This window comes from Bacillus sp. A015 (assembly GCF_053851875.1).
Genome location: NZ_JBSPZB010000009.1, coordinates 1 through 22,354, shown reverse-complemented (window position 1 = coordinate 22,354; position 22,354 = coordinate 1). Strand labels below are relative to the sequence as shown.

Below are 22,354 nucleotides of genomic sequence, written 5' to 3'. Positions count from 1 at the left end.
TGCATGTGACAAGCAGGCTCCTGAATATAGTAGTAAAGGAAAGGAGCATGGCCGAAAATGCAAGGTTTCAAAACGAGAGTAAACGAGTATATTGAAGAACTGCACAAACAAGTAGAACGCAGACAACGAGAAGATGGCGCTTTTGTTTTCTGCTTTGAAGGCCCCATGATGACAAATGCTTTTTTGATTATGCTGTTAAAGGCTGTCGGCGATCCTGATCAGGTATTGATCCGTCAATTGGCAGAAGCGATACGCACGAAGCAAAATGAGGATGGTTCCTTTTCTTTGTATCATGATCAAACGGGGCATTTAACAGCCACAGTGCAAGGTTATTGCGGAATGCTCGTTTCAGGCAGGTTTCAACAAGATGAGCCTCATATGGAAAAAGCCGCACAATATATTCGATCAAAAGGTGGTTTAAAGAACGTTCATTTTATGACAAAGTGGATGCTCGCCGTAAACGGCATGCACCCTTGGCCCTACTTCTATGCACCACTTTCTTTTTTACTCATCCCTACATACTTTCCGCTGCACTTCTACCATCTTAGTGCATATGCAAGAATTCATTTTGTGCCGATGATGATTGCACTGAATAAACGGTATACCTCTCATGCAAAGTTTCCATCCTTAGCACACCTTGATGAGAGCATGTCTAAAAATCCATTTGACTGGTTCATGGCAAGAGAAGAACGTTCAACTCACCACTTTTTGACGTATATGCGATCATATGTAGCCTTAGACAGCCGGCTGGACTTTTTCGGGTATGAAGCGGCTAAACGATATATGTTTGACCGTCTTGAAAAGGATGGCACGCTGTACAGCTACTTAAGTGCGACCATCTTTATGGTCTATGCGCTCATGAGCCTTGGGTACTCTCCGGGATATCATCTTATCCAAAAAGCGGTGAAAGGCATGAAAAAGCTTGTCAGCTCCTGTCAAGGCGAGCTGTATGCTGAGAATTCTACATCCACAGTTTGGGATACTGCGCTTGTCAGTTATGCTTCTCAAAAAGCAGGCAGAAAACGAGAAGAGCCCCTTATCACAAAGTCTTTTACATACTTGCTAAATCGGCAGCAAATGAAGAAAGCAGATTGGGCGTTTCATAACCGCCATGCCGCTCCGGGGGGCTTTGGTTTCTCAGATATCAATACGAATAACCCTGATTGTGATGACACCCAAATTGTGTTAAAAGCCATTCCTAAAGCATGCGCACCTGTTCAATGGAGACGAGGTTTTGATTGGCTCCTTTCCATGCAAAACCGTGATGGCGGCTTTTCTGCTTTCGAAAAAAATCAAGATCACTTCTTGCTTCGTCATCTCCCGCTCGAATCTGCGGAGGATGCGGCCATTGATCCATCTACTCCCGATATTACAGGCCGCGTGCTTCATCTTATTGGTCTCGAGGAGAAAAACATTTCTCCATCAATTCTCAGGCAGAAAGATCAATGTGTAAAATGGCTCTTTGATCATCAAGAGAAAAACGGATCATGGTTTGGCAGATGGGGCGTTTGCTATATTTATGGAACCTGGGCAGCGTTAACAGGACTTAAAGCTGCGGGCATCCCCTACTCACACCCTGCCGTTCAAAAAGCGTGCCGTTTCTTAAAACAGATTCAACTAGAAGATGGCAGCTTCGGAGAATCGTGCAAAAGTGCAGAGGTAAAAACGTTTGTCCCGCTCCCATTTGGCACAGTGGTTCAAACTGCTTGGGTCGCAGAGGCTCTTTTGCAATATGAGAAGCCAGATGACAAATCGATTTTAAAAGCCATTTCATTTTTGGTGAATCATCAGCATTCGAATGAAGCCTTGTACTATCCAGTGGGCATTGGCCTTCCAAAGCAGTTTTATATCACCTATCATAGCTATCCATTTGTATTTCCAATGATGGCTTGTTCCACATTTTTAAAAGAAATGGGGCATATCAATGAATAAGGAAGAATATCGAATGCAGCTCAAAGAGTGGCTTAGCTCTTTTCAAAACGTGGTTCAAGATGAAAAAATCCGTCAGAAAGCAGAAATTTTATTGTTAAAAATGAATGATGAGCGCTCAAGTGAACAAGAGTGGTATGAACTTGCTGAAAGTATTGCAGTTGACATGAACCAGCCTGAAGCACTGCGAGATGTAGCAGCTGGAGGTCACCAATTACCACCTCTCCCTTATCGGTATGAAGCACTAGAACCCTATATTTCAAAAGAGATTATGTATTTGCACCACCAGAAGCATCATCAATCATATGTCGATGGTCTGAACAAAGCTGAGCTTGCGTTAAAAAAAGCGAGAAGAACAAATGATTTTACGATGATCAAGCACTGGGAACGTGAGCTTGCCTTTCATGGAGCGGGACATTATTTACATTGTATCTTTTGGTTTTCCATGAGTCCTTCAGGAAAAAGAAAGCCCACTGGTCAAATGCTCCGCCTCATTGAGCATTCGTTTGACAGCTATGACGCATTCAAATCCCAATTTTCAGCAGCTGCCAAACAAGTAGAAGGTGTTGGCTGGGCTATTCTCGTATGGGTGCCCCGATCACAGCGTTTAGAGATTTTACAGGCAGAACGTCATCAGCTTTTATCACAATGGGATGTCATCCCTCTTCTGGCCCTTGATGTATGGGAGCATGCCTACTACCTTCAATATCGGAATGAAAAGGCGCAATACGTAGATAGGTGGTGGAATGTAGTTGACTGGCGTGAGCCAGAAGCAAGATTTAAACAAGCGCAACAAGTCAAATGGACACCTTTTTGAGACTTTACTCCATGTAGGCACATGCCTATGTGGAGTATTTTCAGTTTACATAATTTTATGATTGAAACTCATCTAAAGAATGGGTTGTTTTTTCAGAAAATTCATTTAAAATAAGAAAGATATGTGAGGAAAGAGAGCTGACGCAATGAATGAAGATTTTATTAACCATTAGTCACTTTGCAGGAAGAACCTTTGCGATTTGGGTCATTGTATTTGCGTGTCTTGGGTTTGCCTTTCCTGCCGAATTTTCTAAGATTGGACCTTATATTCCTTTTTTACTCGGTATCATTATGTTTGGGATGGGGCTTACCCTGTCTGCTGAAGATTTTAAAGAGCTGTTTCGAAAACCTCTCTATGTGCTGATCGGGGTTCTGACGCAGTACACACTTATGCCGCTTATTGCCTTTCTGTTAGCTTATGGATTACGGCTGCCTTCTGAAATCGCTGTAGGCGTTATTCTCGTAGGCTGCTGCCCAGGTGGTACAGCATCCAATGTCATGACCTTTTTGGCGAAAGGAAATACGGCATTATCTGTAGCCGTCACAACCATATCGACGCTCCTTGCCCCCTTTTTGACCCCTGTCTTTATTTTAATCTTTGCAAGATCTTGGTTACCAGTATCGCCGGGGGCTCTATTTTTGTCGATTGTACAAGTTGTGCTGATTCCAATTATTTTGGGCGTCATCGTTCAGTTGTTTTTTAAAAAACAAGTGACATATGCCGTTCAAGCACTCCCGCTTGTATCTGTTGCCGGAATTGTGGTGATCATTGCAGCGGTTGTCAGTGCAAATAAAGAGCAGATTCTTCAATCTGGCTTGCTTATTTTTGCAGTTGTCGTTTTACACAATGGTCTCGGTCTTTTATTTGGTTACCTCATTGCAAGATGGTGCAAAATGGATATTCCTTCTCGAAGAGCCATCTCGATAGAAGTAGGCATGCAAAACTCTGGCCTGGGCGCAGCTCTTGCAACAGCACACTTCTCGCCACTCGCAGCCGTACCAAGTGCGATTTTTAGTGTGTGGCATAATTTAGCTGGATCCTGGCTTGCGACATATTGGTCAAAACGAGGAAATCAGGAAATCGAAAAGAAAAAAAGCTAGCACCTTAACGGGTGCCAGCTTTTCATGTCGATCATTATCCTTCAAGCAATAGCTGCTCAGGATCTTCAAGCAAGTTTTTAATCGTGACGAGGAATCCAACTGCTTCTTTTCCATCGACAATACGGTGATCGTAAGAAAGAGCTAAATACATCATTGGACGGTTTTCAAAACGTTCTTCATCAATCGCAACAGGACGAAGCTGAATTTTGTGCATTCCTAAAATCCCAACTTGAGGGCTGTTTAAAATTGGTGTCGAAAGCAGAGAACCAAATGTTCCGCCGTTTGTGATCGTGAATGATCCACCTTGTAACTCACTAAGAGACAATTTGTTGTCTCTTGCTTTTTTCGCAAGATGACCAATTTCTTTTTCAATCCCGGCAAATGACAATCTGTCTGCATCACGGACAACCGGTACGACAAGTCCTTCATTTGCAGCGACAGCGATGCCGATGTCGTAGAATTTCTTCAAGACAAGTTCATCACCTTGAATTTCTGCATTAAGAAGCGGATATTTCTTCAGTGCTGCTACAACTGCTTTTGTGAAGAAGGACATGAAGCCAAGTTTCACATCATTTTGTTCGAGGAAGGCATCTTTACGACGCTTTCTTAAATCCATCACAGCTGTCATATCAACTTCATTAAATGTTGTCAGCATTGCAGCCGTTTGTTGAACTTCAACTAAGCGTTTTGCAATCGTTTGTCTGCGGCGTGACATTCTTTCACGCTCAACTGGTTTTCCTGCTTGATCATTTTGCACCGCAGCATTTGCTTGTGGCGCGGCTTTTGGTGCACTTGCAGGTGCTTCATTCTTTTGATAAGAAGCTACATCCTGCTTTCGTACCCTGCCCAGCGGATCTACGGTTGGAATCTCAGATAAGTCTAGCCCCTTCTCTCTTGCTAATTTTCTAGCTGCAGGAGAAGCGATGGTTCTGCCATTACCAGATTTCGGCTCTTCTTTTGCTGCTGCTTCTTTTTGTTCAGCTGCCGGTTCTTCTTTCGAAGCTGGTGCAGAATCTTGCTCAGGTGCTGGAGCTGCGGACTCGCTTCCGCCAGCTTCACCTGCTGCAATGGTTCCGATGACTTCTCCAACTTGTACAGTGTCACCAGAATCTTTCAGTACTTCTTTGAGTACGCCAGATTCTTCGGCTGTCAGTTCGACATTGACTTTATCTGTTTCAAGTTCTAACAGGTATTCTCCCTGCTCAACATAGTCGCCCGGCTGCTTTAGCCATTGAGCAATCGTTCCTTCCGAGATCGATTCCGCTAATTCAGGTACTTTAATTTCCGCCATTTTTCATTTCCCCCTTAGTTTTTGCGAGTCAAGCTATCAGATACAATTCGTTCTTGTTCTTTTTTATGCACAGTTGGATCACCCTCAGCCGTACTTGAACGTCTTCTTCGGCCGATGTAACGTACTTTTACTTTTCCAGACGCAATTTCACGTAAATATGGCTCAATGTATCCCCAAGCCCCCATATTTTGTGGTTCTTCTTGCACCCATACGATTTCTTCTAAGTTTGTCAGTTTCGTTAAAATTGCTTTAATATCCTTGGCTGGGAATGGATATAGTTGTTCCACTCTTGCAATATGAAGCCAATCTTTTGGCTCTTCCATTTGAGTAAAACGATCACTAATATCGATCGATACCTTCCCGCTAGATAGAACGAGTCGTGAAACTTTTTCATGATCATGCACAAGACCTGGCTGTTCAAGAACTGGACGGAACTGTCCATCCGTTAATTCTTGGACTTCAGACAATGTGTTCGGGTTACGAAGCAGACTCTTCGGTGTCATGATGACAAGCGGACGAATCTCTTCACGAAGCAGCATTTTTGCCTGTCTTCTAAGAATGTGGAAGTATTGCGCTGCACTTGTCAGGTTCGCAACTGTCCAGTTATTCTCAGCAGCTGATTGCAGGAAGCGCTCTGTTCTTCCACTTGAATGTTCAGGACCTTGTCCTTCATATCCGTGCGGCAAGAGCATGACTAAACCTGATTTTTGTCCCCATTTTGCGCGGCCTGCTGAAATAAATTGATCGAAATACACTTGAGCCGCATTTGCGAAGTCTCCAAATTGAGCTTCCCAAATCACTAATGTTTCAGGAGAATAGACATTATAACCATATTCAAATCCAATGACAGAGCCTTCCGACAGTGGACTGTTATGGACTGTAAATGATGCATTCGCATCACTCAGTTCATGAAGAGCAATAAATTCATCTCCCGTTTGACTGTCGTGAAGAACAAGGTTTCTTTGAGCAAATGTGCCTCGCTCTGAATCCTGTCCGGTCATTCGAATTGGCGTACCGTCTTTTAATATAGATGCAAATGCCAGTGCTTCACCAAGTGACCATTCCACTTTACGGTCATCTGTAAACACCTTTGCACGTTTTTCAAGGATCCGTTTTAGCTTACCGAATACTTGGAAATCTTTCGGCCAGCTAATTAATTCTTCATTCAGCTTTCTTAATATATCAAATTCTACTGATGTATCCACCGCTGGGAAGCCATTTGATACAGGCTCTGGCAGTTCGATTTCTTGAATCGTATGTTCTTTCTTTGAAGGCACTTTTTTATAGGCTTCTTCTATCTTCGTCGTCACAGCCTGCTCAATTTCTTCTCGTTGTTCTTTTGTCAGAAGACCTTCTGTGACAAGTTTATCTGCAAAGATATTCTTGACCGTTTTATGCTTTCTGACTGCATCATATAGCATTGGCTGAGTTGTAGAAGGCTCATCCATTTCGTTATGACCATATCTGCGGTAACCGATCAAGTCAATTAAGAAATCCTTCTTGAAGCGTTTGCGGTATTCTACAGCTAGCTGAACAGCCGCTAAACATGCTTCCGGATCATCTGCATTGACGTGAACAATTGGAATCTCAAAACCTTTTGCAAGGTCACTTGCATATTTCGTCGAACGAGATTCATTGCTTTCCGTTGTGAACCCGATCATGTTGTTTGCAATAATATGGATTGTTCCACCAACTTGATAGCCTACAAGTTGACTTAAATTTAATGTTTCTGCCACAATTCCTTCTCCAGGAAATGCCGCATCACCATGAATTAAGATGGCTAACGCTTTTTCAACGTCTTGTACTGGATAGCCTTTTTGAGTACGTAATTCCTGAGCGGCACGTGTGCTTCCTTCAATAATTGGGTCAATAAACTCCAAGTGACTTGGGTTATTAGCAAGCGTGACTCTCGCACTCTTTGTATCTTCTTCTTTAATTTGACGGTCAGCTCCAAGATGGTACTTGACATCCCCTGTCCATCCGTAGCTAATGCCAATAGAGCCTTCTGATGGAACAAGCTCTTTATTTGGCGCATGCTGGAATTCTGAGAAAATGATCTCATATGGTTTTCCTAAAACATGTGCTAATACATTTAAACGGCCTCTGTGTGCCATTCCAATGTTAATATTTGAAGTCCCTTCTGTAACAGACTCTGATATAATTTCATCAAGTACTGGGACAAGTGCATCTAATCCTTCGATAGAAAAGCGCTTTTGCCCAACAAATGTTTTATGCAGGAACTGCTCAAAGTACTCGACTTCTGTTAATCTTTTGAATACAGAAACTAGTTTATCCGCTGGTTTTTTCTTAAATAGTTCACCAGACTCGATAGAGCTTGAGAGCCAGTTTCGTTCTTCGAAGTCATGCACGTGATCAAACTCAAATGAAATGGTGCGCTTATACGTATTTCTCAAATGGTTAATGGCTTCTATGCCGTTTGAAATGTGTTTTGGTGCGTTTGCACAAATAATCGATATCGGAATATTCTTAACATCTTCTTCTGTTAAACCGTACTCCTTTAAAGGAAACAGCTCTTGTAATTCCTTTTCTTTGCGAAGAGGATTGACGGAAGCATTTAAATGGCCATACGTTCTGATGTCTTCTGCCAGTTTAACGACTGATGCTATCTTTTGGATTTGTTCAGAAGTAACTACATTATTTTCTTTTTTCCCAATTTCCTCCTTCATTTCACTCGGTGGTGCACCAAGTTCATCAAATATGCCTCTTAGATCTTCGTCAACACTATTAGGATCTTGGACATACTGATCGTAGAGCTCGAGCACATAGCCGAGGTTCGGACCATGAAATTCTTCCCAACTCAACGGTTGTTTCACATCATTTTGAAACATTTTGAACACTACCCCCAACTTTGATCATCAAGTGATTGAACACTATCTCGATATAACTTCCAGAACACAATGACCAAATTTATGTAATAAAACGCTTCCAATAATATTCTACCACTGTTTCGGATTACTTTCTACATTCTTTGTTCAATTAAAGATAAAAAATTCACAGAAAAACAAAAAATTTAAATCATTCCGAAAAATATTTTGAAGAAAGGGGCAAAACCTTATGCCCCAATGCTTTTATGCAGCAGTTTCTTCAATAATGGATATAAGACATCTGGCAATGTATCGACATCTGGTACAAAAATGCTGAACTTGCCATACATATCTTGGATGGTTTTCATCTGTGCTTCTTCAATCGGCGAATTGGATAAAAACACGTTGATCACTTCAATTCCCTTTTTCCTCGCTTCAAGAACTGCTTCATGTGTATCCACGATCCCATTTTGTTCGTAGCTGAACGCAGCTGGCTCTCCGTCTGAGAATACAATGAGAAACTTTTGCTCTTCTCTTCGTTTTAAAATCATTTTCGTCATTTGACGAATCGCATAGCCGTCCCGGTTATCCTCTTCTGGCTCAAGTGACATAATGGAAGGTCCTGCATCAAATAAAGAATCTTTGAACGACACGACTGTGTTGAAATAGTTCGGCTGACTTGTTTCTGTTGCATCGTTTGTATCTTCCCAAAACCCAACAATTTGATGTGGTACTTGAACGGATTTTAATGCTTCATGAAATAGCACAATCCCCTTTTTCGTCTCATCCATCTTGTCAAACATGCTCGCAGAACAGTCAACTAATAAGGTGAAAACAGCATCAATTTGAGAAGACGGTGCCTGCTTTTTATAGAAAAGACGCGGGTTAGACTCTGTAAAATAGCGAATGAGCTTTTTACTCAGACGACCTGCATGAAGATCAGTTTTTGGCCATGATTTTTTATGTTCAAGTGTTTTTTGAATCATCTGCTTTAAGCGTTTCTGGTAAGGCTCGATCGCCTTTGCATGCTGCTTGTACACATCTATTTGCTCTGGCTCAGGCGGCTCAGGCGATATCATGATTGGAAACGCATATTTGTTCTCTTTTCCATTCTCATGAGCATCTGCTCCGCTTTCTTCGCCTTCAGCCTCTTCTAATGCTTCGAGCTTTGAATAATCTTTTCGATGTGTTTGTTTTGCAGAGCCTTGAACAGTTCCAAGCGCCTGGTCTCCATCGTCACCTTCTCTTGCTGCATCCCTGCCGAGATCACTCTTACCGCCGTGTTCTAAATCAAATTGAAGGAAGCTTTTTGATGGCGCTTCAGTTTCCCTATGCCATACTTCCATATATTCTTGGTGGATGTCTTCATCCCCCTCTTTTTCCCGGTCGACTTTGATGTCCTCACTTAATTTAGGTTTTCTTTTTAAGTCATGGAACAGCGGTTCTTTTGCCGCTTTTTCATAGTCCAATTCTGGAAAGAAAAAGTACGTATTCAGCATATCTTTTTCAAGAAGCTCATCAAAGCCTTCTGTCAATTCTTTTACAATGGCTGCGATGTCAGATGTTGAACCTGCTTCATATACACGTTCAAGACTTGACTCAATAAACGGAATCATTGGATGAATCTGCTCGTGAAGGGGCGGAATCTCTTCCAGCGGTGAATCAGCTGTCAGCTTCACATAAATCGCGCAGAAGAGTGCATCCGTTAAAATGGTTCGTTCTTGGTTAATCGTTAATTGCGTCTTAAAGTGGCGCCTGTAAAGCTCTCTTCTCCGTTTAAACACCTTTTTTGTTCCTGGGCGGTCGCGTTTAATTTGCTCTTCAATGCGGATATCTTCAAACAGCATAAACAATTGTTTACATACATCAGGAATGGATAAAGTGTGGGCGTAGCGGATCATGTCCTCAAATACAGTGAGATCACTATAGACTGTCCCTACTGCACGCAGGAAAACATCACTTTTTAGCCCTGCTGTCATGTCTGCTTGTTTACGATCATCCCAAAAATGGCTGATGAAAATTTTCTTTTCAAAAGGTTCATAGTAGGACTGCACGCCGTATTCAAGCTCGACATCATCACTTTTCGCTAACGTTTTGGCTAAATCTGTTAATTCCATAAATAGAAATGAATCGATTCTGCTGTCATTAAATTTGATGAATTTCAAAAGTCAGAACCTCACTCGAATAATGTTTGGGCGATATTTCTTACCGCTGCTTTTTCCCGGTCATCTTCTAGCTTTTCAACAATCCCTCGTTCCACTGCACGAAGCGGCGGGATATATTGTGCAAGATCACATGTATCTAAGAGGGCACGAATGGATGCTGCTTCTTCACTGACCTGTCCATTGTGCGCTTGTGTAATCAAGTCTGATGAGAGCTGAACGAATTGGTCGATTAACCGCTCATCCTTTAAAACAGATTGAGATTGCAGGACATCTTTCAGGATGCCGCCGCCGATGTAAGGAACATCAATGACAACAAAACGGTTTTTCATCGCTTCATTTAGAGGCACTGTGCCAACATACCCTTCGTTGATTGCCGCAATGACGCCAAAGCCCTCTTCAGCTCTGACAACCTCACCTGTAAATGGGTTTGTCATCATTTTTCGGTAGTCGAGTACACCGTTTAAAATAGGCAGTGTTTCCGGTTTCGCCATGTTGATTTCATCAATATATAAAAGGTGGCCTTTTTTCATTGCTTTTGTAACGGGTCCTTCAATGAATTCAATAGAAGCGATCTGACCATCATTGTGGATGGTTTTATAGCCAATTAAGCTTTCTGCATCTAGATCAACCGAGCAGTTCACACTGTGCATCGGCTGCTGAAAGAAAGCGGATAAAGTTTCTGCTAGTTTTGTTTTACCTGAGCCAGTTGGCCCTTTTAATAGAACGTTTTTTCCTAGTGCTAGTGCAATCATGGCATCTTGAATGATAGAAGTATCCTGTGATTCATAGCCGCCTGTTCCAATGAGCGGACGGAATTCTTCTTCTAGCACTTTTGCTTTCGCTTTGATCATTGCTTGAATTTCTTCTGGGAGTGATTGTTGGTTGAACATATATGATTAATTCCTCTCTTCGATCATTTTCCTCACCAAGTATACTAAAAAAACCTTTATGCACTCAATACATAAAGGTTCGTCTTCTGTTATTTTACCATTTCTTTTGTGATCGCTCCGCAAGCAATTCGCTTTCCAGAGTTTCCAGAAGGGTTGCTTAAATAATCATCTGCTTCTGCATGAATGATAAAGCTTCGCCCATTTTGACCAATTAATTGATTCGGACCTCCCTTTAACGTCACATCTGGTACATTGACGACGACATCAATTTGGCCATCTGCTCCTACCTCTAAATTAGGCATATCTCCAGCATGATGCCCCTTTGGGTTGTCAAAGCCATGCTCCCTATGCGTTGGATTAAAATGAGGACCTGCCGTTTCAAAATCTGGCGCTTCACATACACCTGTCTCGTGAATATGGAAGCCATGAGGACCTGGTGGTAACCCTTTTGCTTTCACGTGTAGATCCAGACCATTTGCTGAAGATTCTCTCACTTCGATGCTTCCTATTTTCTGCCCATTTTCATTGATCAATGAAGTGGTCACCGGCGCTTGTTTAGGTGCTGCAACTTCATGACTTTCTTCTGCCATTTCTTTTTTCGGCGGTGCATGACATGCTGATACGAGAAAGACCAAACACATCATGATCGTCCACACTGACTTTTTCATATGACTGCCCCCTTTTGTTATCAGTATGGACAATCTCATGAGAGGGCAAACAAAAAAAGCCGAAAACCGGCTTTTTTAGAAGAAACGTTTTGCACCTAAATAGGCTTTTTTCCAATATGAGTTACTTAAGTTCGAAATACCTACTCCGCTGTCACTTGCATGAAGGAAATCTCCTCCACCCAGGTATAGTCCCATGTGAGAAGGACCTGCTTTGTATGTTGTAAAATAAACAAAATCTCCAACTTGCGGTGTGCTGACAGGCGTCATCATATTCCAGTAGCCCGCTGTGCTTAATCTAGATACAGATGAAACCTTGTTAATGAGATAGTATATAAAGCCGCTGCAATCAAACCCAGCTGGTGTATTACCGCCCCATCTGTAAGGAATTCCTGTCAGCTTTTTACCTTCTTGGATCATCGTCGTGATTTTTGCATTCATTGGAACATCGGTTTTGTTATTGTTGACTGGAGTTGTTGAACCGTTAGACGTAGAACCATTAGAGCCGGAAGCCGTCCCATTAATTTTTAACACTTGTCCAATTCTAAGCACATCACTTTTCAGGCTGTTTGCCGTGCGAATGGATTGAACCTGCACTTTAAACTGATTCGCAATTTTCCATAATGAATCACCTGATTTTACGGTATAAGATGTTGTTTTCCCGCTTGAAGGCGGGTTGCTAGGCTTAGCAGGGGCTTTCGGCTGACTTGGTTTTGATGCAGCCGTCCCTTTTACTTTCAATACTTGATTCGGATAAATCATATCAGATTTTAACCCGTTTAATGTTTTGATTTCACCAATCGACATATTTAACGAATTCGCAATTTTCCAAAGAGAATCGCCTAATTTGACATTGTATGTACTAGATGACGATGAACTATTTGAGTTCGTCGTCTTATTGCTTGAGTTTGAATTTGATGACTGACTGCCGCTCGTCTTCGTGCTCCCAGAGACTTTCAGCTTTTGACCAGGTCGAATCAGGTCACTGTTTAAGCTGTTTAGGCTTTTCAAGCTTGCGACTGACATTTTATGATTTTTCGCAATCAGCCATAGTGAATCTCCAAGCTTCACAGTATAGCTAGATGTCGTTGAAGCACCTGATTTCGTCGCTTTTGAGCCTGTTGATGAGCTGGATTTTTTACTTTTTGCGCCAGGAATTTTTAAGCTTTGTCCTGCAAAAATCATCGTCGTTTTTAATTGATTAAGAGATTGAAGCTCCGAAATACTTGTATTGTACTGTTCGGCAATCTTCCAAAGTGAGTCACCGCTTTTCACCTTGATCGTCTGTGCTTCTGCCGGTGCAGCAATAACAGCTGAGCCTGCGATCGCTGAAACAGTGAGGCCGGTTACTACTTTTTTCTTCATAGATGAATCTCCGCCTTTCATGATTTCGTTCAACAAAACTTTTGTACTAGTTTTGAGTTTAGCATTTAACGGTTCTGCTTCTCTTGCACTATTTATCTTTATTTCTATTATATTACTCGACATGAAGACGTTGGGCAATAACAAATAGGTTAGAGCAGCAAACTCAAAATGCTGAAACAACGCCATATCGTTTCTATCGGCTGTTTGCTGTATTTATAAACATTTTTTAAGGAATTTTAAGTTGACGTTTAGAAATTTGTCAAAACAAGCACTTTGCTAGTTTCATAGTTCTATTCTACATGACAAATTTTTCTGTATCAAATGACTTTTTACTTAATTGGCTGTTTTTTCTCCTCAAATGAAAAAAGCATCCTTCCCAATGAAGAATGAAGCGATTCGTTTTTATTTTCTTATTTCCGGATCTTTCACGGTGAGCGGATAAAGCACTCCTTCTTTAGCAAACGACATCTTTCCCGTTTCTTCTGATACAACGAGAACCAGTGCGTCGGTCATCCCGGAAAGACCGATGGCTGCCCTGTGCCTTGTGCCAAAAGAAGGACTGACTTTTTTTGAGGTGAGCGGCAGCATATTTGCAGCGGAAACGAGCATATTTTCTTTCACTAAAAGAGCACCATCATGAAGTGGATTTCCAGGATAGAAAATGCTTTCTATTAATGATACACTAATTTTCGCATGAAGGTTTGTCCATTTTTGGATAAAATCCTCGACTTCATCCCTCCTTTGAATCACAATAAGCGCCCCGTGCTTTTGTTTAGATAAATGCTCAATCGCTAACGAAAATTGAGCAAATCCAGGCGTGAATTCCTCCATATACAATTGCAAATAAAACGAGGAAGCCCCTGCATGCATTTCATTAAACTGATCATGCAATGATTCGAGGTCACAAAGAAGACATTGTTCCGTCTCATCAAGAGAATCGGCGATTTTCCTTGCATCCATCATGATTTGCATCAAATGTGATTTCATCTCTAATTTAAATATCGTCCCTCCTTGCTTGTGTCATAAAATAACAAATTGTGCACATTCTATTTGTATGGAGGTGAACTCAATATGACCATTCAGAAAGTCATTCAATATGCTTGCAGCATTTTAGGTGTTGTCAGTCTTTCTTTTATTTATGCCCAAATGTTTAAAAAAACGAAGCCATCAAAGAAAAATAATCCGACGGAGAATTGATTTTTTTACATAGCATGATATAATTCCTCTCGTTATTTCTGTTCAGAGAGGAACTTATGATGAGAGAAACGAATAGCATTCGAACAAAGTTGGCACAATTTCTAACCATTTTGATCCCGATTTTAATCACCCAAACGGGTCTTTCGCTTATTACGTTTTTAGACACGGTGATGTCTGGAAAGGTGAGCGCAGAAGACCTTGCGGGTGTCGCGATCGGTTCTAGCATTTGGACACCTGTTTATACAGGGCTTGCCGGTATATTAATGGCCGTTACTCCGATTGTGTCTCAGCTGATGGGTGCAGGCCAAAAACAAGACGTTCCTCAGGCTGTCTTTCAGGCCATCTATTTATCCTTTCTTTTAAGTGTCGTTGTGATCGTAATGGGAACGATTAGCGTCCCTTTCATATTAGGAGGACTTGGTCTTGCCCCATCCGTAGAGGATATTGCCCGGCATTTTCTCAGCTTTCTTGCTTTTGGGATCATCCCGCTGTTTGGTTATTCAGTGTTGAGGTCATTTATTGATGCATTAGGGAAAACACGTGTGACGATGTTTATTACGTTAACAGCACTTCCTATTAACTTTGTTTTAAATTATTTATTGATATTTGGGAATTTTGGCTTGCCAAAGCTAGGCGGTGCAGGGGCTGGCCTTGCATCTGCGATGACGTATTGGGCCATTTTCATCATGAGCATTTGTATTGTCATCAAGGCAGAACCATTTGCCTCATTTCGTTTGTTTCAAAAACTGCCTCGGTTCAACATCTCCCGTATGGGGCAAATACTGAAAATCGGTATCCCTATTGGGTTTGCGATCTTTTTTGAAACGAGCATTTTCGCAGCTGTCACGCTTTTAATGGGTCACTTTGATACCGTGACGATCGCCAGTCACCAAGCAGCAATGAACTTTGCTTCTATTTTATATATTTTACCGCTCAGTATCTCAATGGCTTTAACGATCGTCGTTGGCTTTGAAGCCGGTGCCATACGGTATAAAGACGCGCAAAGCTACAGCTATATTGGAATTGGAACTGCTGTTTTATTCTCATTATGTACGGCAACACTCATTTTGTTATTTAGACCAGAGATCGCAGGTTTATATACAACTGACTCGGCTGTTTTACAGCTGACACAGCACTTTTTGATTTACGCAATCTTTTTCCAGTTGTCAGATGCGATCGCTGCACCGATTCAAGGGGCTCTTCGCGGCTATAAAGATGTGAACTATACACTCATTGCAGCTTTTTTCTCTTACTGGGTCATTGGTCTTCCTGCCGGCTACCTGATTGGCACATATACCTCATTTGGGGCGTTCGGCTATTGGATCGGTCTCATTGCCGGACTTGCTGCTGGTGCAATCGTCCTCTTTATCCGTCTCAGGTTGATTGAAAAACGTCTGACTCAACTTAAACATATATCCAATCATTAATATACGACACAAAAAAGCAGCTGATCTATGTCAGCTGCCTTTTTCATTAGTCATTCCATTGGTACGTCCAGAAAATTTCTTCATCCAACCATTTTTGGACGACTGGTTCTTTGTTTTTCAGTTTCTGCTCAATTTCTCTCAGTATGCCTTCTGTTTGCGTTCTGTGCGCTCTCAGTGCATTTAATTTGATATCTGCTACATCTGTAATATCGATCGCAATATCTGCATTTCCTAGCACTTCTTCTCTATTTCTCGTAATGGCCATGCAGTATGTGACAGGACGGTCTTCTTTTTTCTTGCGGTAAAGAGCACGGATGACGGCTTCCCCTGTCGCATCATGATCAGGGTGTACACCGTGTCCTGGATAAAACGTGACAATGAGTGTTGGTTTGACTTCATCGATGATGTTTTCCATCACATCCGCCAAATACTCATCATCTTCAAATTCGAGCGTCTTATCACGTAGTCCAAGCATACGTAAATCCGTGATATCCATTTCTTTGCATGCATTGATTAATTCCTGTTTTCTTAATTCAGGAAGTGTCTCACGGTTGGCATATGGTGGGCTGCCCATAATTCTGCCCATTTCCCCAAGTGTCCCGCATGCATACGTGACTGGAATTCCGCGTTTTCTGCTTTGTGCGATGAGACCTGCGACCCCATAGGATTCATCATCGGGGTGAGGCAGCATCACTAATACATGTTCGTTCATCACTCGTCACCCTTTCTCCTACACCTGAAATGGTGTTTCACTAATTTGTAATGAGATCGCTAGTTTCCCGTCTGGCAAGTGCCCTGCTAATAGCAGGCGGCCTTGTTCATCAAACACATAGTCGGTCAAGCCTTCTGCGTAAATCCAGCCATCTTCTGTTTTCATTCCAACACGGTACGGACCTTGTCCTTTTATTTTCGCCTGTGAATAGACAACTTTCGCATTGCGGATATACGCCACGACCGTCATATTTTGTTCATTTACATGAGCTGAATAAGAACCAGTTGTCGTTTCAAGATGAACGAAGACTGGACGATTTAAAAACGATTCAAGATGTGCAGTGACATCTTCCGTTTGAATTGGTTTCATGAGTGGTTCCTTCCTTCATTTTGAATTAATTCTCGCAGCTTTTTCGTATGTAAGCTGATCAGCTGCAATTGATGATCATGCTCAAGCTCACTTTCTAATATTCTCTCCACAGCGAGCACATACTTTTGATGTAACGATTTTCTCGCCCGCGGATGGGTGCGAGCATCCAGTAAATCATCACGTATGGCCTCGTGTAAAGAAGACATATCACCAGCATCAAGCTGACGATTTTTCCATAAAGATCGATAAGCGGTTGCAAGCTCATTGGCTGATGACATGTGATCACCTCTACAGTTTTGGTAACAACTTATTATGACATGATCCGCCTTTAAAAAAAAGCAAACTGCTTGTTCTCTTTAATGAGAATTCGCTGTTTTTTTCATGCGTAATTGTGAAGTGGTAAACAGTAAAATGGCCACCCAAATACAGAGAAACGTCACGATTTTTGCTGCAGATAAGTGTTCGTGATACACAAATAGCCCTAAAAACAGCGTAATCGTCGGTGCAATGTATTGCAAAATGCCGACTTGATAAAGAGGAATTCTTTTTGCGCCTTCAGAAAATAAAAGTAGCGGCACAGCTGTAAAGACCCCTGCAAAAAATAAGAGGCCCAGCGATCCGAAACTGTTTGGATTCATGGTCACCACAGGTTCTTTTAAGAAGAATAATAAATAAACAAGTGCAGCCGGTGCGAGAAGCAGCGTTTCAATCGTTAACCCAATCGCGCTTGTAAACCTCATCCTTTTTTTAATCAGTCCATAGAAACCAAAGCTAAAGGCTAATAAGAAAGCAACGACAGGAAATGAACCGTACTGAACCGTTGAAATGATCACGCCAGCGGCGGCAATGAGAATCGCGATCGTTTGCATTTTATTAAGTCGTTCTTTCAAGAAAAGGATGCCTAATAAAACAGATACAAGCGGATTAATATAGTACCCTAAACTTGCTTCTAGCATGAGATGATGGTTGACTGCCCAAATGTACACATACCAGTTGACCGAAATTAAAATAGCAGATAAAAGTAATGAGAAAAGTGCTTTTCCATCCATCATCAGCCCCTTCACAGTCTGCATTGCTGGGCGGACTTGCTTTAAATAAAGGAGAATACCGCACATAAAAACAAATGACCATACTATTCTGTGCGCTAAAATTTCGCCTGACGAAATATGCTCCATCAGTTTCCAATATAATGGGAATAGCCCCCATAATGTAAAAGATGCTGCAGTATACAGGACACCTTTTGATTGCTGCTGTTCGTTCAATCTAACCATTCCTTTCTAAACCTATCGTATATTATAGCACGCACTCAGGTGAATGGGCATATACTAATTCAGGGCATTTAGAAAGGATGATTTGCATGTTTGACTGGAACCGATTATTTCCTTTTCAAAAGCAATTTTCAAAAGAAGCCTTAAAAAATTCAGATCCTAAAGACGTTGAGCAATATGTCAATCAAGTGATGGAAAGTGTATTCGGCTCCAATTATTCTGCTCAGTTTCCCTTCCAGGATCCGCTGTCTCAGCATCAAAAAACAAGAGAGCCAGACGTCAAAAAAGAGAAAGAGCCGAATGTTGAAGTGTTTGAAACAACTGATCACGTGTTTGTCAAAATAGAGCTTGCTCGTCCGAACACAGAAAAAGTGAAAATCAAACATACAGCCAATCTGCTGTTTATTGATCATTTTCCTGAAGAGAATGAACAAAAGAAGATCGTCCTGCCTGCTGCTGTGAAAAGAAAAGGAACGAAGGCTTCGTATCAAGAGGGTATTTTGGAAATTATGTTCTTAAAGCATGATGATCCGGGAATTTCTGAAATTGATATTCCATTATAAAAAGCCTGCTTTGATATGGAAGCAGGCTTACTCTATTTTCTTAATAATATGGTGGATATCCGCCGCCATAAGGTGGTGGAACAGGCGGTGGTGGTGGCGGGTAATATGGACGAGGATAATTAAAAATCGCACTTCCTAGAAATCCGCCAAGCAGTCCGCCGACTAAAGGAGCGCCAAAACCAAAAAACAAAGGGACTCTGGATTCATATGGCGGAATGCCAGGGGCGCCGCCTCGAAAATACGGAGTATGAGGGTACATGCATTTCTCCTCCTTTGTCATGTGCCTAACATCAGCATATTCATCAGGAGTCAAAACGTTTGGGCAAACCTGAAACTAGGCTTGCTCCTTTTTTTCATGAGATCCAGCATATTCCCCTGCCCAGCGCGATACTTCTCCAAACACACCGTTTAATGCATTCCCCTTTTCGGTTAGACAATAGATGACTTTGACAGGCGTTTCAGGCAGTACAATTCGCTCTATAATTCCTTCTTTCTCAAGCTCTTTTAAGCGTTCTGCGAGCATTTTTTGACTGATGGATGGAATAATGTCCGTCAGGTCTTTAAACCGCTTTGGACCATCAAGCAATACATGAATAATGAGACCATTCCACCTTTTGCCAAGAAGTAAAAAAGCTTGCTGAATGTGTGGACATAATTGGAATTCCATATATTTCAGCCTTTCTTTTCCTGATTGTTTGACAAACTAACGGTATACAATTTAAAATATCTTTAGTTACAATAAGTAAGTTTCTCACTTTTTTATTTATTGTACCATACTATTTGCAAAAACGGGAGGAAATATCCATATGGCGAGCGATCAAAAAACGATTGAAATTTTAAAAGAAAGAGCTTCAGTAAAAGAGTATGATACAACTCATGAAATGACAAAAGAAGAGCTAACAGAACTTCTTAATGTTACAACAAAAGCACCATCTGCGTGGAACCTTCAGCATTGGCATTTCACTGTATTCCATAGTGCTGAATCAAAAGCAAAGTTACTTCCAATCGCTTACAACCAAAAGCAAGTCTCACAAGCATCAGCTGTTATTGCAGTGTTAGGTGACCTTGAAGCCAATAAAAATGGCGAACAAATCTACAGTGAGCTAGCAGAACAAGGCTTCATTACAGAAGATATTAAAGAAACACTCATGACTCAAATTAATGGCGCTTACCAAAGTGAGCAGTATGCACGTGAAGCAGCGTATTCAAATGCATCATTAGCTGCTATGCAATTAATGATTGCTGCTAAAGCAATGGGATATGATACATGCGCAATGGGTGGTTTTAGTAAAGAAGCGTACATCAAAGAATTCAATGTGAGCGGCCGCTACGAACCAGTCATGCTGATCTCAGTTGGTAAAGCAGCAAAAGAAGCTCATAAAAGCAATCGTTTTGACATCGAAGAAGTATCTGATTTCCTATAAAAAATGGCAGAGCCTCAGCTTTCATGCTGGGGCTTTTTTATTTGTTTTAAATATTATTCCTCCATACTTTTTTTCAAATCCCCCTCTTCACTCTTCTGTCTTTTTGCGAATGAAAGCGTTATATTAGTATGGTATCATCAAAAATGATTGTTTTTTCTGAAAATGGTCTTGTGATCTAATCTGACAACTGCTATTATTATGAAATTACAAAATATTCAGGAGGAAAACATGAATAAAAAATTGATGCTGGCACTACTTATATCGATTCCTTTCATCGGACAGCTCGCACTGCTTCCCTTTGTGAATCGTATTCATCCATTTGTGATTGGGCTGCCCTTTTTCCACTTCTGGCTCTTACTATGGATTGTTCTCACACCAGTTTGTACATTTATCATTTACCGGATGCAACATTCAAATGGAGGAACTGACTAATGCAAGGAAATTTAACAGCTTTATTGATTACTGCAAGTATTATTTTCATCGTCGTGGTCATCGGATTTGCCGCTGGTCGTGACAAATCGTCAAGACAGTCGGTAGAAGAATGGTCTGTCGGCGGGAGAAAATTCGGCGGGCTACTCGTCTGGTTCCTCGTTGGCGCAGACTTATATACAGCTTATACCTTTTTAGGGCTCACAAGTACAGCTTATACAGCTGGAAGTGTCGCTTTTTTCGCTATCCCTTATTCGGTTCTTGCTTATTTTATTGCTTATTTTTTCTTACCGAAACTTTGGACAGTTGCGAAAAATCACAAGCTTACAACCCTTGCTGATTATGCACGTGAGCGGTTTGACAGCAAGCTGTTATCTAGTTTGATTGCCATTATTGGTGTACTTATGCTTATTCCTTATATTTGTCTTCAGCTGAGCGGGATTCAAGATACGTTAACTGTCGCTGGAACTAGTTATATTAATGTGAATGCAGTTGTTATTATTTCATTTATTTTAGTTGCACTTTATACATTTTTCAGCGGTATTAAAGGACCTACATATACAGCCATTATTAAGGATATTCTTGTTTGGGTGATCATGCTCTTTATGGTGGTTTCTCTGCCAATCATTCATTTTAACGGATGGACACCTATGATGAATACGTTAGTCAAGGAAGCACCACAGCTTCTGACGATACCTGAAGGCGGTCCTAAAGGCATTTTGTGGTTCATTACTGCTTCAGGCGTTTCTGCCCTTGCTCTTTTTATGTGGGCACACGCGGCAACTGGTGTTTTTACAGCCAAAAGCGCAGATGCCATCCGTAAAAACAGCATATTTTTGCCTCTTTATAACATTGTGTTGATTTTGGTCATCTTCCTTGGGTTTATTGCATTTTTAGTCTTACCAGAAGATACTAATCCAAGATTTGCTCTTCTTCATTTAATTCAAACGTCATATGGCGGCGTGATGCAGGGGCTGGCTTATTCAACGATTGCGCTGGCTTCTCTCATTCCATGTTCCATCATGGCCATTGGCGCGTCGAATTTATTTGCGAATAATTTATACCGTGACTTAATCCATCCAAATGTGACACCGAAAAGATTAACCATCATTACACGTTCGATGGTGTTTATTGTCATCGGGCTGGCCCTTTTATTCGGGATGCTCTTCCCAACTGCACTCGTCACGCTCCAGCTGATCGGTGTTTCAGGAATGGTTCAAATTTTCCCAGCGATTGCGATCAGCTTGTTCTGGAAAAAACAGTCTAGAGAAGCAACCATTGCAGGGCTGGTCGTAGGGATTATCGTCACCTTTACAGCCAATATTACACAAGTAACGTTCGGCCTTTATGAGGGCTTTCTCGGTTTACTAGCAAACGTTGTGGTCATCTTGATATTGAATCCATTCTTCCAAAAGAATGTCACATCCAATTCAGTTACAAATGATCTGTTTGAAAAGGACAACGAAAAAGCAGCAACGATGGCAAATGAAGCGTAAGCATAAGAAAAAGCAGTGCCCTAATGAGGACTGCTTTCAGCGTGTAGACAAACCCTCGCATTCTTTGTCAGGTCTGCGCTCCGGTGCTCACGAATGTCAAATTCGCTCCGCTCCAGTGCTCGTCCTTCCTAGACTTCAAAGGTTTTCTATCACGCTGAGCTGAAAAGAAGACAAAGGGCTAAAATAAACATCATTTTAGCCCTTTGTCAACAATCTAAAAGCAGTCCCCTGAGGGACTGACCCCATAAGATGAGACAAATAAAAAACACCTTCAAGTTTGAAAACGGATCGTTGTTATCCGAAATAAGACGTGGAGGTGTTTTTTCTATGGGGACAAGAGTGAGTTATCCGGTTGAAGTCAAACGGAAGGCTGTAGAAATGAGATTGGCAGGCGTACCTATGAAAGAGATCATGCGGGAATT

The 22,354-nt window shown here is 41.5% G+C and carries 22 protein-coding genes; 9 read left to right on the top strand and 13 right to left on the bottom strand.

What is annotated here, in order from left to right; translation table 11 throughout:
• The first annotated feature begins 57 nt into the window (after positions 1-57).
• From ACSLGF_RS09765 to ACSLGF_RS09755, 3 genes are all read left to right on the top strand, one after another.
• Entirely contained in the window at positions 58-1,932 is a 1,875-nt protein-coding gene (locus ACSLGF_RS09765; RefSeq protein ID WP_456004808.1) for a terpene cyclase/mutase family protein, read from the top strand.
• Positions 1,925-2,746 carry a superoxide dismutase gene (locus ACSLGF_RS09760; RefSeq protein WP_456004806.1) on the top strand — a complete coding sequence of 274 codons (822 nt, stop codon included), beginning with the start codon at positions 1,925-1,927 and terminating at the stop codon, positions 2,744-2,746. The genes ACSLGF_RS09765 and ACSLGF_RS09760 overlap by 8 nt, the downstream gene beginning before the upstream one ends.
• Positions 2,747-2,895: 149 nt before the next feature.
• Positions 2,896-3,846 (top strand): bile acid:sodium symporter family protein, encoded by a 951-nt coding sequence (locus ACSLGF_RS09755; RefSeq protein ID WP_230030281.1) that lies wholly within the window; start codon positions 2,896-2,898, stop codon positions 3,844-3,846.
• A 34-nt stretch (positions 3,847-3,880) separates the two neighbouring features.
• On the opposite strand, the gene odhB is transcribed toward ACSLGF_RS09755, so the two are convergent.
• The 7 genes from odhB to cdaS form a co-directional block, all read right to left on the bottom strand.
• Positions 3,881-5,137: a 2-oxoglutarate dehydrogenase complex dihydrolipoyllysine-residue succinyltransferase gene (gene odhB, locus ACSLGF_RS09750; protein WP_456004803.1), complete on the bottom strand. Its 1,257-nt coding sequence runs from the start codon at positions 5,135-5,137 to the stop codon at positions 3,881-3,883.
• A 14-nt stretch (positions 5,138-5,151) separates the two neighbouring features.
• The gene (gene sucA, locus ACSLGF_RS09745) at positions 5,152-7,986 is read right to left on the bottom strand and encodes a 2-oxoglutarate dehydrogenase E1 component (protein ID WP_456004801.1); all 2,835 of its coding nucleotides are present in this window, start codon (positions 7,984-7,986) and stop codon (positions 5,152-5,154) included.
• A 224-nt stretch (positions 7,987-8,210) separates the two neighbouring features.
• Positions 8,211-10,127, bottom strand: a complete 1,917-nt coding sequence (locus ACSLGF_RS09740) for a vWA domain-containing protein (RefSeq protein ID WP_456004798.1) — start codon at positions 10,125-10,127, stop codon at positions 8,211-8,213.
• 11 nt (positions 10,128-10,138) lie between these two features.
• Positions 10,139-11,017 carry an AAA family ATPase gene (locus ACSLGF_RS09735; protein ID WP_456004796.1) on the bottom strand — a complete coding sequence of 293 codons (879 nt, stop codon included), beginning with the start codon at positions 11,015-11,017 and terminating at the stop codon, positions 10,139-10,141.
• Positions 11,018-11,106: 89 nt separating this feature from the next.
• Positions 11,107-11,685, bottom strand: a complete 579-nt coding sequence (locus tag ACSLGF_RS09730) for a superoxide dismutase family protein (RefSeq protein WP_456004793.1) — start codon at positions 11,683-11,685, stop codon at positions 11,107-11,109.
• A 75-nt stretch (positions 11,686-11,760) separates the two neighbouring features.
• The gene (locus tag ACSLGF_RS09725) at positions 11,761-13,047 is read right to left on the bottom strand and encodes a LysM peptidoglycan-binding domain-containing protein (protein WP_456004790.1); all 1,287 of its coding nucleotides are present in this window, start codon (positions 13,045-13,047) and stop codon (positions 11,761-11,763) included.
• Between the two features lie 402 nt (positions 13,048-13,449).
• The gene (cdaS, locus tag ACSLGF_RS09720; protein ID WP_456005012.1) at positions 13,450-14,049 is read right to left on the bottom strand and encodes a sporulation-specific diadenylate cyclase CdaS; all 600 of its coding nucleotides are present in this window, start codon (positions 14,047-14,049) and stop codon (positions 13,450-13,452) included.
• A 69-nt stretch (positions 14,050-14,118) separates the two neighbouring features.
• Between cdaS and ACSLGF_RS09715 the strand changes: the two genes are divergently transcribed.
• Both ACSLGF_RS09715 and ACSLGF_RS09710 read left to right on the top strand, forming a co-directional pair.
• The gene (locus ACSLGF_RS09715) at positions 14,119-14,244 is read left to right on the top strand and encodes a hypothetical protein (protein WP_003215647.1); all 126 of its coding nucleotides are present in this window, start codon (positions 14,119-14,121) and stop codon (positions 14,242-14,244) included.
• A gap of 59 nt (positions 14,245-14,303) precedes the next feature.
• Positions 14,304-15,671 carry an MATE family efflux transporter gene (locus ACSLGF_RS09710; RefSeq protein WP_456004787.1) on the top strand — a complete coding sequence of 456 codons (1,368 nt, stop codon included), beginning with the start codon at positions 14,304-14,306 and terminating at the stop codon, positions 15,669-15,671.
• A 46-nt stretch (positions 15,672-15,717) separates the two neighbouring features.
• Here ACSLGF_RS09710 and bshB2 read toward each other — a convergent pair whose 3' ends face one another.
• The 4 genes from bshB2 to rarD all read right to left on the bottom strand — a co-directional run bounded on the left by bshB2 (position 15,718) and on the right by rarD (position 18,014).
• Positions 15,718-16,383, bottom strand: a complete 666-nt coding sequence (gene bshB2 / locus ACSLGF_RS09705; RefSeq protein ID WP_456004785.1) for a bacillithiol biosynthesis deacetylase BshB2 — start codon at positions 16,381-16,383, stop codon at positions 15,718-15,720.
• Between the two features lie 18 nt (positions 16,384-16,401).
• The gene (locus tag ACSLGF_RS09700) at positions 16,402-16,752 is read right to left on the bottom strand and encodes a YojF family protein (protein ID WP_008346474.1); all 351 of its coding nucleotides are present in this window, start codon (positions 16,750-16,752) and stop codon (positions 16,402-16,404) included.
• Complete coding sequence (locus ACSLGF_RS09695) at positions 16,749-17,030, bottom strand: hypothetical protein (RefSeq protein WP_456004782.1); 282 nt, start codon at positions 17,028-17,030, stop codon at positions 16,749-16,751. The genes ACSLGF_RS09700 and ACSLGF_RS09695 overlap by 4 nt, the downstream gene beginning before the upstream one ends.
• 78 nt (positions 17,031-17,108) lie before the next feature.
• Positions 17,109-18,014 (bottom strand): EamA family transporter RarD, encoded by a 906-nt coding sequence (gene rarD, locus ACSLGF_RS09690; RefSeq protein WP_456005010.1) that lies wholly within the window; start codon positions 18,012-18,014, stop codon positions 17,109-17,111.
• Positions 18,015-18,109: 95 nt separating this feature from the next.
• Between rarD and ACSLGF_RS09685 the strand changes: the two genes are divergently transcribed.
• On the top strand, positions 18,110-18,583 hold the full coding sequence (locus ACSLGF_RS09685) for an Hsp20/alpha crystallin family protein (RefSeq protein ID WP_099727903.1): 474 nt from the start codon (positions 18,110-18,112) through the stop codon (positions 18,581-18,583).
• Between the two features lie 40 nt (positions 18,584-18,623).
• Here the strand turns inward: ACSLGF_RS09685 and ACSLGF_RS09680 are convergent, their stop codons facing one another.
• A complete protein-coding gene (locus ACSLGF_RS09680) occupies positions 18,624-18,842 on the bottom strand; it encodes a hypothetical protein (RefSeq protein WP_003215921.1) in 219 nt (72 codons plus the stop codon).
• 75 nt (positions 18,843-18,917) lie between these two features.
• Positions 18,918-19,250 (bottom strand): winged helix-turn-helix transcriptional regulator, encoded by a 333-nt coding sequence (locus ACSLGF_RS09675; RefSeq protein WP_456004780.1) that lies wholly within the window; start codon positions 19,248-19,250, stop codon positions 18,918-18,920.
• Between the two features lie 139 nt (positions 19,251-19,389).
• Between ACSLGF_RS09675 and ACSLGF_RS09670 the strand changes: the two genes are divergently transcribed.
• The 3 genes from ACSLGF_RS09670 to ACSLGF_RS09660 all read left to right on the top strand — a co-directional run bounded on the left by ACSLGF_RS09670 (position 19,390) and on the right by ACSLGF_RS09660 (position 21,932).
• Positions 19,390-20,007: a nitroreductase family protein gene (locus ACSLGF_RS09670; protein ID WP_456004777.1), complete on the top strand. Its 618-nt coding sequence runs from the start codon at positions 19,390-19,392 to the stop codon at positions 20,005-20,007.
• Positions 20,008-20,235: 228 nt separating this feature from the next.
• Positions 20,236-20,439, top strand: coding sequence for a DUF3311 domain-containing protein (locus ACSLGF_RS09665; protein WP_099727906.1), 204 nt, complete (start codon positions 20,236-20,238; stop codon positions 20,437-20,439).
• Positions 20,439-21,932: a sodium:solute symporter family protein gene (locus tag ACSLGF_RS09660; protein WP_456004774.1), complete on the top strand. Its 1,494-nt coding sequence runs from the start codon at positions 20,439-20,441 to the stop codon at positions 21,930-21,932. Before ACSLGF_RS09665 ends, ACSLGF_RS09660 begins: the two co-directional genes overlap by 1 nt.
• Positions 21,933-22,354: the final 422 nt, after the last annotated feature.